Below are 14,702 nucleotides of genomic sequence, written 5' to 3' on the forward strand. Positions count from 1 at the left end.
ACATTGCGCGCCGGCCGCCCGAGCTGGGCGGACACGGTCGCGATGTCCTAGTCGGTCACTGCATCGAAGGGCGGGGTGGTCATCACTTGCCGCCAGGGGTCGAGGTGGGGGTGGGAGTGCTCGCCGGGGCCGTGCCGCCGAGCTGCGACGGTGTCGCGTCGCTGAGGCCGGCGCCCATGAACGAGCCGAACAGGGAGCCGAGCCAGTCGGTCTCGGTCTTCTGCAGCTTCGAGCTGACCGGCGCATCCTTGGTCTGGGCCGCAGGGGGCCTGTCGTCGATCACCAGGTAGCTGACCTCGCCGGGCATCACGTAGTAGAGCCGGTCGCGGGCCTGCGCCCTGATGTAGCTGGGGTCGTTCCAGCGGGCGCGCTGCTCCTTGAGGTCGGAGACCTGGCCGGACAGCGCATCCACCGCCTTCTGCTGGTCGGCGATCTGCTGCCGCTGCGAGATGAGGCTCTGCGCGGTGGGCGCGAGCACGACGACGGCGAGGATGAGGAGCCCCATCATCACCAGCGAGAAGCCGGAGAAGTGCAACCCGCGCAGCCAGCGTCCCGTGGCCGATCCCGACGACATGGCGACAGGGACCCGGCGTGTACGAGGCGCAACCACAAGCCCTCCCAACGCACACGACCAAGATCGGGGCCGACGGTCCCCGCTCGACAATCGTAAGCCACCCACCCGCGCGCTCCCTGTGCTCCCCCGCCGCGCGTCCCGTGATTGCCGATGGTCCGTTCGGCGAGGTCGCCGCGGGATGCGAAAGGCCCCCGGATCGGCGATCCGGGGGCCTTTGTGCGCGTGCTGTTACGCCGTGAAGCGCGGGAAGGCGCTGCGGCCGGCGTAGACGGCTGCCTCGCCGAGCTCCTCCTCGATGCGGAGGAGCTGGTTGTACTTGGCGACGCGCTCGGAGCGGGCCGGGGCACCGGTCTTGATCTGGCCGGCGTCCGTGGCGACGGCGAGGTCGGCGATGGTGGTGTCCTCCGTCTCACCCGAACGGTGGGAGAGCACGGCGGTCATGCCGTTGCGCTGGGCCAGCGAGACCGCATCCAGGGTCTCGGTCAGGGTGCCGATCTGGTTGACCTTGACCAGGATGCTGTTGGCCGCCTTGAGCTCGATGCCCTTGGCGAGACGCTTCGGGTTGGTGACGAACAGGTCGTCGCCGACGAGCTGCAGCTTGCCGCCCAGCTCGGAGTTGAGGTGCGCCCAGCCCTCCCAGTCGTCCTCGGCCAGCGGGTCCTCGATGGAGACCAGCGGGTAGTTCGCGGCGAGCTCCGCGTAGTACGCAGACATCTCTGCTGCGGTGCGGTCCTGGCCCTCGAAGCGGTACACGCCGTTCTCGAAGAACTCGGTGGAGGCGACGTCGAGGCCGAGCGCGATGTCGCGGCCGACGGTGAAGCCGGCGTTCTGGATGGCCTCGGAGATGAGGTCGAGGGCGGCACGGTTGTGCTCGAGCTCGGGCGCGAAGCCGCCCTCGTCGCCGAGGCCGGTGCTGAGCCCGCGCTGCTTGAGCAGCGACTTGAGCGAGTGGTAGGTCTCGACGCCCCAGCGGAGGGCCTCGGAGAAGGTCTCCGCACCGATCGGCAGGACCATGAACTCCTGGATGTCGACGCCGGTGTCCGCGTGCGCTCCACCGTTGATGATGTTCATCATGGGCACGGGCAGGGTGTGCGCGTTCGGTCCGCCGATGTAGCGGAACAGCGGCAGGTCTGCGGAGTCGGCGGCGGCCTTGGCGACGGCGAGAGAGACGCCGAGGATGGCGTTCGCGCCGAGGCGCTTCTTGTTTTCCGTGCCGTCGAGCTCGATCATGGCGGAGTCGACGAGGCGCTGGTCTGCGGCCTCGAAGCCCTCGATGGCCGGGCCGATCTCGTCGAGAACCGCGTCGACGGCCTTCTGCACGCCCTTGCCGAGGTAGCGGTCCTTGTCGCCGTCACGAAGCTCGTACGCCTCGAACGCACCGGTCGACGCGCCGGACGGCACGGCGGCACGGCTGACCGTGCCGTCTTCGAGAAGCACCTCGACCTCGACGGTCGGGTTTCCGCGCGAGTCGAGAATCTCGCGAGCGCCTACAGCTTCGATCTGAGCCACAACAGTCTCCTTGTTTCACATGTGTGTGGGGGTGGGTTAAATCAGCGGTGATCCGCTCGCCAGTCTACTGACGTCCGCGTGCGGCACCGACCGGGGTGCACCGGGGTGGACCGGGGGCCCGGCCGCGCCGAGGTCAGCCGAGCGGCTTGAGCTCCAGCGCCGCCGCATCCGGAGTGTCGGCGTTCACGAACGCGAAGGAGCGGAAGCCGGACGCCTCCGCACGGTCGAGCACGGCCTTCAGGTTCTTGGCACGGCGGTCGAGGCGCACCCGGCGGCCGGAGGCGATCAGCTCCGCCTTGATGGCGAGCAGACGGTTCAGCGGCACGGTCTGGTCGTAGACGAGCACGACGGAGTCCGCCGCTGCGTCTTCCGGGGTCTCGATGAGGTCGACCACGCGCTCGAAGCCGATCGAGAACCCGCAGGCCGGCACGTGCGTGCCGAGGAAGCGTCCGATCATCCCGTCGTAGCGGCCGCCGCCGCCCACCGAGCTGCCGGAGCCGGGGTGCGCGATCTCGAAGATGGTGCCGGTGTAGTACCCCATGCCGCGCACCAGCGTCGGGTCGAAGCGCAGGGAGACGCCGGACGGCAGGGCGTCGAGCGCGTGCGCGAGCGATTCCAGGGCGGCGATGGCGTCGGTGTCGATCCCGTCCGGGAGGATGCCGGTGATCGCCTCGACGGTCATGGCGACGCCGCCCTCCGCGATGTGCGGCTCCAGCTGCTCCAGGATGCCGCCGAGCACCGCCGCGGAGTCTGCACCGTCGGCGCTCAGCTCCTTCACCACGCCCTCCGCGCCGATCTTGTCGAGCTTGTCGATCGAGATCAGCACCTGCGGCCAGCGCGCCTCCGCGAAACCGCAGAACTCAAGCAGCCCGTTCAGGATGCGCCGGTCGTTGATCCGGATCGTGCAGTTCTCGAGGCCCAGCGCATCCAGTGCCGCCGCGGTCGCCGTGATCAGCTCGACCTCCGCCAGCTGGCCCGCCTCGCCGATGATGTCGATGTCGCACTGCACGAACTGGCGGTACCTGCCCTTCTGCGGGCGCTCCGCGCGCCAGACCGGCGCGATCTGGATCGACCGGAACACCGGAGGCAGCTCCGCGCGGTGCGTCGCATAGAAGCGGGCGAGCGGGACCGTCAGGTCGAACCGGAGACCCAGGTCGGTGAGGCTGAGGAGGTCGCCCGAGTCCATCGCGGCCTGCAGGTCGTCCGCGTCCAGGCCGCGCTTGAGGACGCTGAACGCCAGCTTCTCGTTGTCGCCGCCGAGGCCGGAGTGCAGCCGGGCGACGTCCTCCACCACCGGCGTCTCGATCTCGTCGAACCCGTGGGCTGCGAAGCTCTTCCTGATCACGCCGAGCGCATGCTCCCTGCGGGCCTTGTCTGCCGGGAGGAAGTCGCGCATGCCACGAGGCGGGGTGATCGGAGAAGCCATGCGAACGATTCTTCCATGTAGCGTGGCGGGGATGAGCATCGACGAGTTCCGCATCCAGCTTCCAGACGACCTCCTCGACGACCTGCGTGCGCGGCTCACGGCCACCCGCTTCGTGCAGCCGGTCGGGTCGTCGCCGTGGGAGGGCGGCGCGGGCGGCCCCGTGCTGCACGATCTGGTGGAGTCGTGGCTGGCGTTCGACTGGCGGGCCCAGGAGGAGCGCCTGAACGCCTACGACCAGTACCTCGCCGATGTGGGAGGGCACCGCATCCACTTCGTGCGGGTGCCCGCCGCGGGATCGGCCGAGACGCGCATCCCGTTGCTGCTGCTGCACGGCTGGCCGAGCGCGTACACCGAGTACCTTCCGCTGGCCGAGCGCCTCGCCAACCCTGCGGGCTCCGGATCGGATGCGCGGATCGCGTTCGACGTGATCGTGCCGTCACTGCCCGGCTTCGTCTTCTCCGAGCTGCCCGACCGGCCGCTGACCAGGCAGGCCATCGCCGACGACCTGCACGAGCTGATGACGACCGTGCTCGGCTACGACCGGTACGCGGCGTTCGGCGGAGACATCGGCGGAGGAGCGGCGACCTGGCTCGGCGCTGAGCACGCCGACCGCCTCATCGGCGTGCAGCTCATCCACGCGCCGTTCCCCGCCGACGACGAACCGCAGAGCGACGACGAGCGCGCATACCTGGCGGCGGTGGATGCGTACGACGCGACGGACGGCGGGTACAGCGAGATCATGGCCACCCGTCCAGACACCATCGCCGCGGCCCTCGGCGACTCCCCCGCCGGGCTGCTCGCCTGGATCGCGGACAAGTGGCACGACTGGGTCGACGGCGACCTCGACAGCGTGGTGCCACGGGATGCGCTGCTCACCATCGCCACGCTCTACTGGGCTACCGGGAGCATCGGCACCTCGTTCCGCCAGTACTTCGATTACGAGGCGAACCCGCCCCGGCCGCCCATCGTCGCCCCGCTCGGCGTGCTGCTCAGCAGGGAGCCGGTGATGGACGGGTTCCCCCGGTCGCTCGCCGAGCGTGCGGCCGACGACCTGCGCTCGTTCGAGGTGGCGCCGCGGGGCGGCCACTTCCTCGGCCTGGAGCAGCCCGACCTCGCCGCCGACCGCATCCGGAGCTTCTTCGCGTCGATCTCCTGACCGGCGTAGGATGAGCGCGTTGCCACCCTCATGGTCGTGCCCTGCGACTTCGGTGGTGTCCCGATGGACCTGACATGAGTCGCATCCGTCCGACCACGGGTAGATGCTCGCTGTCAGACACAGGCCGACAACGTGCCCGTCAGCCATCCAGGAGAGTCGAATCCGCGGATCGCGGACCTCTCACCCGAATGGCGGGCTGACAGCGCCTAGCGGGCACGCTGCCGGTCACCGGGATGCGCGAGAGCGCCCCGCCGCCGTCACTCCCCGAGCGTGTGGTGCCTGCCGAGCGGGACGACGAGCGGCGTGCCGGTCACCGGATCCGGTGCGATGACGGAGTCGACGCCGAACACCTCCCGCACCAGCTCGGCCGTGACCACCTCCGCCGGCGTCCCCGCCGCCACGATGGCTCCGGCGCGCATGGCGATCAGGTGGTCGGCGTATCGCGCGGCCAGGTTGAGGTCGTGCAGCACCATGACCACGGTGGTCCCGCGCTCGGCGTTGAGGTCGAGCAGGAGGTCGAGCACGTCGATCTGGTGGCTGATGTCGAGGAACGTGGTGGGCTCGTCGAGCAGCAGGATGTCGGTCTGCTGGGCGAGCGCCATCGCGATCCACACCCGCTGGCGCTGCCCGCCGGAGAGTTCGTCGATCGCCCGCGCGGCCAGGTCGGCCACCCCGGTGGACACCATCGCGGACGCGACCGCCTCGTCGTCCTCCGCCGTCCAGCGGCGGAACCAGCCCTGGTGCGGATACCGTCCGCGGCCGACCAGGTCGGCAACGGTGATCCCGTCCGGCGCCGTCGGCGTCTGCGGCAGCAGGCCGAGCATCGTCGCCACCTGCTTGGTCGGCAGCGAGTGGATGTCCGTCCCGTCCAGCAGCACGGCCCCGGATGCGGGAGCCAGCAGCCGCGACAGGCCGCGCAACAGCGTCGACTTGCCGCAGGCGTTCGGTCCGACGATCGCGGTGACCGTGCCGGGCGGCACCTCCAGGTCGAGGCCGTCGACGACCACCCTGCCGTCGTAGGACAGGGTGAGTTCGCGCGCGGCGAGGTGATGGTTGTCGGTCATGCTCAGCCTCCCCGGCCGATTCGGTTGGTCCTGGTGAGGAGCCACAGCAGATACGGTGCACCGACGATGCCGGTGACGACGCCGACCGGGAACGCCACGTCCGGCACAGCGAACTGCGCCACGATGTCGGAGATCACCAGCACGAGCGCGCCGACGAGCGCCGACGGCACCAGCGCGAGCGATCCGCGTCCGACCAGCCGCCGGGCGATGGGCGCCGAGAGGAACGCGACGAACGCGATCGGTCCAGCCACGGACACCGCGACCGCCGCGAGTGCGACGGCCACCAGCACCACGAGCAGCCGCGTCCGCTCCACCCGCACGCCGACCGCCGCCGCGGTGTCGTCGCCCAGGCCGAGCGCCGCGAGCGGGCGACCGAGCAGCAGCGCGCACGGCACGAGCACCACGGCGCTCGCCGCGAGCACGGTCAGCGCGACAGGGTCGACGCTGTTGATGCTGCCGGTGAGCCAGACCAGCGCCTGCTGCACATCCGTGAGGTCGGCGGTGGTGAGCACGTAGGACACGACGCCACCGGCGACGGCGGCGAAGCCGATGCCGATCAGGACGAACCGGTAGCCGCTGATGCCGCCACGCCAGGCCAGCAGGTAGATCAGCAGCGCGGCGACCAGCGTTCCCGCCACGACGGTGCCGGACAGCGCCAGGCCGGTCAGCCCGAACCAGACCAGTGCGATGGCGCCGGTCGCGCTCGCGCTCGCCGTGATGCCGATGATGTCCGGGCTCGCCAGCGGGTTGCGCGCAATGGACTGGATGAGCGCTCCGGAGAGCCCGAGGCAGCCGCCCACCAGCACGGCGGCGAGCAGGCGCGGCAGCCGCAGCTCCAGGATCACGAACTGGGTCAGCCTGTCCGCCCGCCCGACGAGCGCGGCGAGGACGTCGGCCGGCGCGACGGCGGCGGCGCCGAGACTCAGCGACACGGCGGACACCAGCAGGATGAGCACGCCGAGCACGACGGACACGGTGACGACCCGGGATGCGCGCGAGCGGCGGTCGGCGCCGGCCGCCCGCGCCGCATCCACGGTCACAGGCTCACCAGCTTGCGACGGCGCACCAGCGCGATGAACACGGGGGCACCGACGAACGCCGTGACGACGCCCACCTGCAGCTCGCCCGGCCACGCGACGAGCCGGCCGATCACATCGCAGGCGATGAGCATCGTCGGGGCGATCACGGCGGAGAACGCGAGGATCCAGCGGTAGTCGGCCCCGACCACCCAGCGGGCCACGTGCGGGATCACCAGGCCGACGAACGCGATCGGCCCGACGGCCGCCGTGGCGGAGCCGCAGAGCAGCACGACGGCGACGGCCGAGAAGCCCCTGGACAGCCCGACGCGCTGGCCGAGACCGCGGGCGACGTCGTCGCCGAGCGCGAGCCCGTTGAGCGCGCGGCCCAGGGCGAGCGCGATGACGGCTCCGATCACGATGGTCGGCAGCACCTGCCAGAACACGCCGAAGTTGCGGCCGGCGAGCGAGCCGACCTGCCAGAACCGCAGCGCATCGAGCGACACCCTGCTGGTGAGGAGCACCGCGGTGATGAGCGACCCGAGCGCTGCGGAGACCGCCGCCCCCGCGAGGGCGAGCTTGATCGGGGTCGCCCCCTCCCGTCCGGCGGACGCCACCGCGTAGACGACCACCGAGGCGAGCGCCGCCCCGGCGAAGGCGAACCACAGGTAGCCGCCGGGCGTCGTGATCCCGAACACGGCGATGGCGACCACGACCGCGAGCGACGCGCCGAAGTTGACCCCCAGGATGCCCGGGTCGGCCAGCGGGTTGCGGGACAGCCCCTGCATCACCGTTCCCGCTAGCCCTAGCGCGAGTCCGGCGCCCAGCCCGAGCAGGGTGCGCGGCAGCCTGCTGTCCACCACGATCAGCGACGCCTCATCGGACTTCCGGTAGTGCAGGAGGGCGTTGAACACCGAGGCGGGATTGATCGGGTTGGAGCCGAGCATCAGGCTCAGGATGCACACCACCAGCAGGGCGACGACCGCCGCGCCGAACCCGTATGCCAGCCGACGCCGCCGGCGGGCAGTGGATGTGCGCCCCTGGTGCGCGATCCCCTGCCCGCCGTCCGCCGTCGCTGTGACGCTCCTGGCCATCCGCCTGTGCTACTTGACCTTCTCGGCGGCTGCCGCGAGCTCCGGGACGTAGCGGTCGAGCATCCACGGGATGCTCAGCACGCTGGGCGCGCTCGACGCCATCACGAACGACTCGCCGACGATCGGCGCGAAGCGGCCTTCCTTGACGGCGGGCATGGCGGCGACCAGCGGCTCGGCCGTGAAGGTGTCGACGGCGGACTGCTTGTCGAAGTACATCACCAGCAGGTCGGTGTCGATTTTGGAGAGGTTCTCGTAGCTGACCTGGAAGAAGAAGCTGTCCGGGTCCTTCTTCGTGTCGAGCGCGTCGATGCTGGCCGAGTTCTTCAGGCCGAGCTCGTTGAGCAGCAGCACGCGCGAGTCCGTCGCCTTGTAGACGTTGATCACGCCCGGCTCGTTGGCGGCGGCGTAGACGAACGTCTTGTCCTTCAGCACCGGGTACTTCGCGGCGAGCTTCGCCACGTCGTCCTCGGTCTTGGTCTTCAGCGCCGTCGCCTCCGCGGACAGGCCGAGCGCCTTGCCGACGATGTCGGTCTGGTCCTGCCAGCTGGTGCCCCACGGCACCTTCGGGTAGGCGACCACCGGGGCGATCTTGCTGAGCTTCGCGTACTCGTCCTTGGTGAGGCCGGAGAGCGGGGCGAGGATCACGTCCGGCTTCGCCTTCACGTACTCCTCGAACGGCACCTCGCCGGTGTCGACGCCCGCGATGAGCTGCGGCGTCTTCGCCTTGAGCTCCTTCAGTTTGTCGGCCACCCAGGGCAGCACGCCGTCCGCGTTGCCGCCGTAGGTCATCTTCGGCATGGCGACCGGAACGACGCCGAGGGCGAGCGCCACGTCGGCCGCTCCCCAGCCCCAGACGGCGACCCGCTCCGGCTTCTTCTCGATGGTGACGGGGCCGAGCGCGCTCTTGATCGTGACCGGGAAGGCACCGGATGCGCTGGTCGAGCTGCTCTCGTCGCCGGGCGTGCCGGCGCTGCAGCCGGTGAGGATGAGGGCGGCGGTCGCGACGATCGCCGATGCGATCACAGCGACACGCGACCGGCGGCGTGGAACGGACTCGAACATGCTTCTCCTTCGAGACGACTAGGGGGTTTAGGCAAGCCTAACCTAACCGTCTCGCGGGTGCCACTCAGTCGGTGGATGCGGTGGGCAGGCCGATGATTCCGGCGTCCGCCGCATCCTGCTCCTGTTCGCGGATCTCCGACTGCAGGTCGCGCAGCGTCGAACGGAGGGCGCGCTCCGCATCCAGCCCCTGCGCCTTGGCCGACGCGACGATGGCCAGCAGCAGCGGACCCAGCTCGTCCTCCGACTCGACCTGCACTCCCCCGGCCTCGCGCAGATCCAGCAGCCCCACCTTCTCCGCGCGGCCGAGCAGCTTGTCGGCGAGCGCCAGCGACGGCATTCCCTGCGGGATGCCGTCGAGCACGCTGGTGCGCGACGGCTTCTCCCGCTTCTTGAGGTCGTCCCAGAACTCGACGACGTCGTCCGCGGTCTCCGCCGTGCGGTCTCCACCGAACACGTGCGGGTGCCTGCCGACCATCTTCGCGGTCATCTGTGCGGCCACATCCTGGATGTCGAAGTCCTCGCCGGGCGTGTGCGCGGCGATGTCGGCGTGGAACAGCACCTGGTAGAGCACGTCGCCGAGCTCCTCGATCAGGTCGTCCCTGTTGCCGGTCTCGATCGCCTCGACCAGCTCGTACGTCTCCTCGATCAGGTACTGCACGAGCGACTCGTGCGTCTGGTCGGCGTCCCACGGGCATCCACCCGGGCCGCGCAACCGCTCCATCACGGCCACCAGCTCGTCCAGCTTGGTCGCCTGGCCGGACGCGGGAGCGGAAGAGAAGCTCAGCTCGGTCATCGTGGATGCCTTCCTCGATCGCGGGCGTGCGACTGCGTGCCCTCCTCCATCCTCCCCCATCCTCCGGGCTCCGGCGCCTGCCGCCCGGTAGACTGGGCGACTGGTGTGCCGGGAAGTCTGGTCGGCGGGTGGCGCGAGCGCGCCGCTCCCGCATCCGACCGCGCTGCGAAGACAGCGCGAGATGGGCGAGACCGTATGAGCATCATCCGATCCGAGCGAACAGCCGCTGGACTCCTGCTGGGCGCCGCGGCGCTGGGCCTCCTGCTCGCGAACACCGCGGCAGGTCCTGCACTCCTCGACCTGCAGCACGCCTCCATCGGCATCGGCGGGCTCCGGATGAGCGTCGGCCACTGGATCAGCGACGGCCTGCTGGCGATCTTCTTCTTCATCGTCGCCGTCGAGTTGAAGCACGAGCTGGTGGCCGGCGAGCTGAACAGCGTGAAGAAGGCCGTGCATCCCGCCATCGCTGCGGTCGCCGGGGTGATCGTTCCCGCCGGGATCTACCTCGCGTTCACCGCGGGCAGCGGCCTGGAACAGGGCTGGCCGATCCCGACCGCCACCGACATCGCCTTCGCCCTCGGGGTGCTCGCCGTGTTCGGTCGCGGCCTGCCCAACCGGCTGCGGGTGTTCCTGCTCGCGTTGGCCGTGCTGGACGACCTCATCGCGATCGTGATCATCGCGGTGTTCTTCACCACGGACCCGAACCTCGTCGAACTCGTCCTGGCCGCGGTCGCCGTCGCCGCGTTCGGCCTGCTCAGCCGCCTGCTGAAAGGCCGGATGCGCGTGCCGGTCGGCGTGCTGATGGTCCTGATCGCCTGCCTGGCCTGGTGGCTCGTCTGGGACTCGGGGGTGCACGCGACGATCGCCGGTGTCGCGCTCGGCCTGGTGATGGCGCGCCGGCCGGCCGGACGGGTGACGCACGCCATCGAACCGTGGTCGAACGGCCTCATCCTGCCGCTGTTCGCGTTCTCGGCCGCCCTGGTCGCGATCCCGCAGGTGTCGCCGTCGCAACTGCAGCCCGCGTTCTGGGGCATCCTGGTCGCCCTGCCGGTGGGCAAGGTGATCGGCATCACGCTCGGCGGCTGGCTGGGCTCGTTCACCCGCAGCAAGGCCGAGCGCGCCAAGATCCCGCTGTTCGGCCTGGTGACCATCGGCGTGCTCGGCGGCATCGGCTTCACCGTGTCGCTCCTGATGAACGAGCTGGCGTTCGCCGGCGACGAGCTGGTCAGGGCGGAGGGAACGCTCGCCGTCCTCCTGGGCTCGGCGGTCTCCATCGTCGCCGCCGGCTTCTGCGTCACCGTGCTCGCGCGCCGCTACCGCGCGCAGCACCCGCACCGGCAGCCGCAGCCGAGCCGGCAGCCCTGAGCGACCGGGCTCAGGACGCCGCCTCTGCCACCGGCTCCGGCACGGGGAAGAGCGCGCCGAGCAGCGTCGCCACCCAGGAGATCAGGTCGGCGTCGTCGAGCGGCTCGCCGTTGATGCGCGGCATCGGCACCGTGACCACCTTGGGCGCAGCGTGGTACTTGGCGCCCGGGTACATGCGCTGCAACCGCACCTGCAGCGAGTCCGGCAGGATCGCCGGGGCCAGCCGCAGGTTGGAGCCCATCGCGACCACCTCGCCGAGGCCGGCCCGCTGGGCGGCACGCCGCAGCCGGGACACCGCGATGAGGTTCGAGACCGCGAGCGGCGGCTCGCCGTACCGGTCGGTCAGCTCCTCGATCACCTGGTCGATCTGGTCGTCCTTCGCCGCGGGCGAGCTGGCCGTCGACAGCTTCTGGTACGCCTCCAGCCGCAGGCGCTCGCTGTCCACGTACTCCTCCGGGATGTGCGCATCCACCGGCAGCTCCAGCCGCAGCTCGGTCTGCCCCTCCGCGACCTCGCCGCGGAACGTGCTCACCGCCTCGCCGATCATGCGCAGGTAGAGGTCGAAGCCGACACCGGCGATGTGACCGGACTGCTCGCCGCCGAGCAGGTTGCCCGCTCCGCGGATCTCCAGGTCTTTCAGCGCCACCTGCATCCCGCTGCCGAGATCGTTGTTGGCGGCGATGGTCGAGAGCCTGTCGTGTGCCGTCTCGCTGAGCGGTTTGTTCTCGTCCCAGAGGAAGTACGCGTACGCGCGCTCGCGGCCACGGCCGACGCGGCCGCGCAGCTGGTGCAGCTGGCTCAGGCCGTACTTGTCGGCGCGGTCGATGATGATCGTGTTCGCGTTGGCGATGTCGAGGCCTGTCTCGATGATCGTGGTCGACACGAGCACGTCGAACTTGCGCTCCCAGAAGTCGACGACCACCTGTTCGAGCGCCCGCTCGTTCATCTTGCCGTGCGCCACCGCGATGCGCGCCTCCGGCACCAGCTCGGCCAGCTTCGCCGCCTGGCTGGTGATGCTGCCGACCCGGTTGTGCACGAAGAACACCTGGCCCTCGCGCAGCAGCTCGCGCCGGATGGCCGCGGCCACCTGCTTGTCCGAGTACGGCCCGACGAAGGTCAGGATGGGGTGCCTGTCCTCCGGAGGGGTGGCCAGCGTCGACATCTCCCTGATGCCGGTGACCGCCATCTCCAGCGTGCGCGGGATGGGCGTCGCGCTCATCGCCAGGATGTCCACGTTGGTCTTGAGCTTCTTCAGCGCGTCCTTGTGCTCGACGCCGAACCGCTGCTCCTCGTCGATGATGACGAGGCCGAGGTCTTTGAGCACGATGTTGTCGGCGAGGAGCCTGTGGGTGCCGATGACCACATCCACGGTGCCGTCCGCCATGCCGTCGATCGTCTCCTTCGCCTCCTTGTCGGTTTGGAACCGGCTGAGGGCGCGCAGGTGGATGGGGAACCCGGCGAAGCGCTCCTGGAACGTCTCGAAGTGCTGCTTCACGAGCAGCGTGGTCGGCACGAGCATCACGACCTGCTTGCCGTCCTGGACCGCCTTGAACGCCGCACGCACCGCGATCTCGGTCTTGCCGAAGCCGACATCGCCCGAGATGAGCCTGTCCATCGGGATGGGCCGCTCCATGTCGGCCTTCACCTCGTCGATGGTCTGCAACTGGTCGTGCGTCTCTGCGAACGGGAACGCCTCCTCCAGCTCGCGCTGCCACGGGGTGTCCGGCCCGAACGCGTGGCCCTTGCTCGCCATCCGCGCGGAGTACAGCTTGACCAGCTCGACCGCGATGTCGCGCACCGCCTTGCGGGCGCGGCCCTTCGCCGCCGACCAGTCGCTTCCGCCCATCTTGCTGAGCGCGGGAGCCTCACCGCCCACATACCGGGTCAGCAGATCCAGCTGGTCGGTGGGCACGAAGAGTTTGTCGCCCGGGTACCCGCGCTTCGACGGCGCGTACTCGAGCACGAGGTATTCGCGCTTGGACTTGACCGCGTTGCGGCCGCCGCTCGACACCTCGCGCTGGGTCAGCTCGACGAACCGGCCGATGCCGTGGGTCTGGTGCACGACGTAGTCGCCCGGCTTCAGCGCGAGAGGGTCGACCACGTTCTTGCGCCGGGTGGCGAGCTTCTTCACCTGGCGGGAGTCGTAGCCGACCGTCCTGCCGTAGAACTCGCTCTCGCTGAGCAGCGCCAGCTTGGTCTCGCCGACCTCGAAGCCGTGCTCGACCGTTGCCCGCAGCAGATAGGCGATGCCGGGCTCAGGATCGGCGGGGAACTCCTCGACGTGCCGGGCGGGCAGCTCGGCCTCTGACAGCACGTCGGCCGCGCGCTCCACGAGCCCGGCGCCCTCCGCGACGATGGCGACGGTCCAGCCGTCCTTCAGCCTGGCCCCGATGTGCTCGATGGCGCCGGTGACGTTGCCCTGGAAGCTCGGGACGGCCTCCGCCGCGATCCGCAGCTGCAGGTGCTCCTCGATCTCGCGCTCCTCCGGCAGGACCTCGTCTGCCTGGAACCCGCTCATCGTCCACCACGGGTGGTTCGGCGCCTTCTCTCCCGGCTTGCTGAACGTGACGGAGTCGCGCAGCTTCTGCAGGGTGAGGAAGTCTCCAGCGGCCAGGTCGATCGGGGCGGCGGCGCCGACGGTGGCGGCGCTCCACGCCGCCGACAGGAACTCGCGGTTGGTCTCGGCCAGGCTGACGGCACGGCTCGCGACGCGCTCCGGCGAGAGCACGGCAACGGCCGCGCCATCCGGAAGGTAGTGCGTGAGCGGCACGAGTCGGTCGACGAGCGCCGGCGCGAGCGACTCCATGCCCTCGACCGGGATGCCCTCGCCGATCTTGGCGAGCATCGCCGACATGCTCGGGAACTCGTGCTCCATCTCCCTGGCGCGCTGGCGCACGGACTCGCTCAGCAGCAGCTCGCGGCTGGGCGGCAGCGAGACGGACGCGATGGGCTCGGGCAGCGAGCGCTGGTCGGCCACGGAGAACGCGCGGATCTGGTCCACCTCGTCCCCGAAGAAGTCGACGCGGTACGGGTGGTCGCCGTTCGGCGGGAAGACGTCCAGGATGCCGCCGCGCACGGCGAACTCGCCGCGGCGGGTGACCATGTCGACGCGCGCGTACGCCAGGTCGACCAGCTGCATCGCGAGGCCGGACAGGTCGAAGCCCCGTGCGCCGGTCGCCAGGTCGACGGCCGCGTAGTCGGTGAGGTTGTCCGCGAGGGGCTGCAGGGCGGCGCGCACGGAGGCGACCAGGACGATCGGCCTCGACCGGTCCCCCGCATCCCAGTCGGCGAGGCGGCGGAGGGCGGTGAGCCGCTTGCCCACGATCTCGGCGCTCGGGCTGAGACGCTCGTGCGGCAGGGTCTCCCAGGCCGGGAACTCGACGATCTCCGCATCCGGCATCACACAGCCGAGCGCACCGCGGACGGACTCGGACTCGCGCCCGGTGGCGGTGATCACGAGCAGGGCCTGGGATGCGCCTGCGGCAGCTCTGCGCTGCATCAACCCGGCGAGCAGCGGTGCCCGCAACCCGTCGGTGAGAGAGAAGTCGGCGTCACGGGCCGCGCAGGCCAGGGCGTCATCGAACGTGGAGGCGCGCGAAAGCGCTGCGATCAAGCCCTGCAGTATCACTCGCCCAAGTCTACG

General features: G+C 70.3%; 11 protein-coding genes. 2 read left to right on the forward strand and 9 right to left on the reverse strand.

The features are described 5' to 3' along the window. Nucleotides 1-82: 82 nt before the first annotated feature. From B7438_RS11385 to hisS, 3 genes are all read right to left on the reverse strand, one after another. Entirely contained in the window at nt 83-574 is a 492-nt protein-coding gene (locus B7438_RS11385; protein WP_085369716.1) for a septum formation initiator family protein, read from the reverse strand. 228 nt (nt 575-802) lie between these two features. Then, entirely contained in the window at nt 803-2,083 is a 1,281-nt protein-coding gene (gene eno / locus B7438_RS11390) for a phosphopyruvate hydratase (RefSeq protein ID WP_085369717.1), read from the reverse strand. 133 nt (nt 2,084-2,216) lie between these two features. Continuing rightward, the gene (gene hisS, locus B7438_RS11395) at nt 2,217-3,509 is read right to left on the reverse strand and encodes a histidine--tRNA ligase (RefSeq protein ID WP_085369718.1); all 1,293 of its coding nucleotides are present in this window, start codon (nt 3,507-3,509) and stop codon (nt 2,217-2,219) included. Nucleotides 3,510-3,540: 31 nt separating this feature from the next. Between hisS and B7438_RS11400 the strand changes: the two genes are divergently transcribed. Further along, nucleotides 3,541-4,665, forward strand: a complete 1,125-nt coding sequence (locus B7438_RS11400) for an epoxide hydrolase family protein (protein ID WP_085369719.1) — start codon at nt 3,541-3,543, stop codon at nt 4,663-4,665. Between the two features lie 257 nt (nt 4,666-4,922). Here the strand turns inward: B7438_RS11400 and B7438_RS11405 are convergent, their stop codons facing one another. The 5 genes from B7438_RS11405 to B7438_RS11425 form a co-directional block, all read right to left on the reverse strand. Continuing rightward, entirely contained in the window at nt 4,923-5,729 is an 807-nt protein-coding gene (locus B7438_RS11405; RefSeq protein ID WP_085369720.1) for an ABC transporter ATP-binding protein, read from the reverse strand. Between the two features lie 2 nt (nt 5,730-5,731). Further along, on the reverse strand, nt 5,732-6,769 hold the full coding sequence (locus tag B7438_RS11410) for an iron chelate uptake ABC transporter family permease subunit (protein ID WP_256921992.1): 1,038 nt from the start codon (nt 6,767-6,769) through the stop codon (nt 5,732-5,734). Beyond that, a complete protein-coding gene (locus B7438_RS11415; RefSeq protein ID WP_085369721.1) occupies nt 6,766-7,839 on the reverse strand; it encodes an iron ABC transporter permease in 1,074 nt (357 codons plus the stop codon). Before B7438_RS11415 ends, B7438_RS11410 begins: the two co-directional genes overlap by 4 nt. Nucleotides 7,840-7,848: 9 nt before the next feature. Continuing rightward, nucleotides 7,849-8,901 carry an iron-siderophore ABC transporter substrate-binding protein gene (locus B7438_RS11420; protein ID WP_085369722.1) on the reverse strand — a complete coding sequence of 351 codons (1,053 nt, stop codon included), beginning with the start codon at nt 8,899-8,901 and terminating at the stop codon, nt 7,849-7,851. Nucleotides 8,902-8,965: 64 nt separating this feature from the next. Next, the gene (locus B7438_RS11425; protein WP_085369723.1) at nt 8,966-9,694 is read right to left on the reverse strand and encodes a MazG family protein; all 729 of its coding nucleotides are present in this window, start codon (nt 9,692-9,694) and stop codon (nt 8,966-8,968) included. Nucleotides 9,695-9,889: 195 nt separating this feature from the next. On the opposite strand from B7438_RS11425, the gene B7438_RS11430 reads away from it, so the two are divergent. Further along, complete coding sequence (locus B7438_RS11430) at nt 9,890-11,059, forward strand: Na+/H+ antiporter NhaA (RefSeq protein ID WP_085369724.1); 1,170 nt, start codon at nt 9,890-9,892, stop codon at nt 11,057-11,059. Nucleotides 11,060-11,069: 10 nt separating this feature from the next. Here B7438_RS11430 and mfd read toward each other — a convergent pair whose 3' ends face one another. Continuing rightward, nucleotides 11,070-14,687 carry a transcription-repair coupling factor gene (gene mfd / locus B7438_RS11435; RefSeq protein WP_085369725.1) on the reverse strand — a complete coding sequence of 1,206 codons (3,618 nt, stop codon included), beginning with the start codon at nt 14,685-14,687 and terminating at the stop codon, nt 11,070-11,072. Between the last annotated feature and the right edge of the window lie 15 nt (nt 14,688-14,702).

It is taken from the genome of Leifsonia sp. NCR5, assembly GCF_002105485.1.
GTDB lineage: Bacteria > Actinomycetota > Actinomycetes > Actinomycetales > Microbacteriaceae > Leifsonia.

Bases quoted from the DNA above. Each gene is read 5' to 3' on its own strand.
- B7438_RS11385 (WP_085369716.1), bottom strand. From the start codon at position 574: ATGTCGTCGGGATCGGCCACGGGACGCTGGCTGCGCGGGTTGCACTTC.
- hisS (WP_085369718.1), bottom strand. From the start codon at position 3,509: ATGGCTTCTCCGATCACCCCGCCTCGTGGCATGCGCGACTTCCTCCCG.
- B7438_RS11400 (WP_085369719.1), top strand. From the start codon at position 3,541: ATGAGCATCGACGAGTTCCGCATCCAGCTTCCAGACGACCTCCTCGAC.
- B7438_RS11405 (WP_085369720.1), bottom strand. From the start codon at position 5,729: ATGACCGACAACCATCACCTCGCCGCGCGCGAACTCACCCTGTCCTAC.
- B7438_RS11415 (WP_085369721.1), bottom strand. From the start codon at position 7,839: ATGGCCAGGAGCGTCACAGCGACGGCGGACGGCGGGCAGGGGATCGCG.
- B7438_RS11420 (WP_085369722.1), bottom strand. From the start codon at position 8,901: ATGTTCGAGTCCGTTCCACGCCGCCGGTCGCGTGTCGCTGTGATCGCA.
- B7438_RS11425 (WP_085369723.1), bottom strand. From the start codon at position 9,694: ATGACCGAGCTGAGCTTCTCTTCCGCTCCCGCGTCCGGCCAGGCGACC.
- B7438_RS11430 (WP_085369724.1), top strand. From the start codon at position 9,890: ATGAGCATCATCCGATCCGAGCGAACAGCCGCTGGACTCCTGCTGGGC.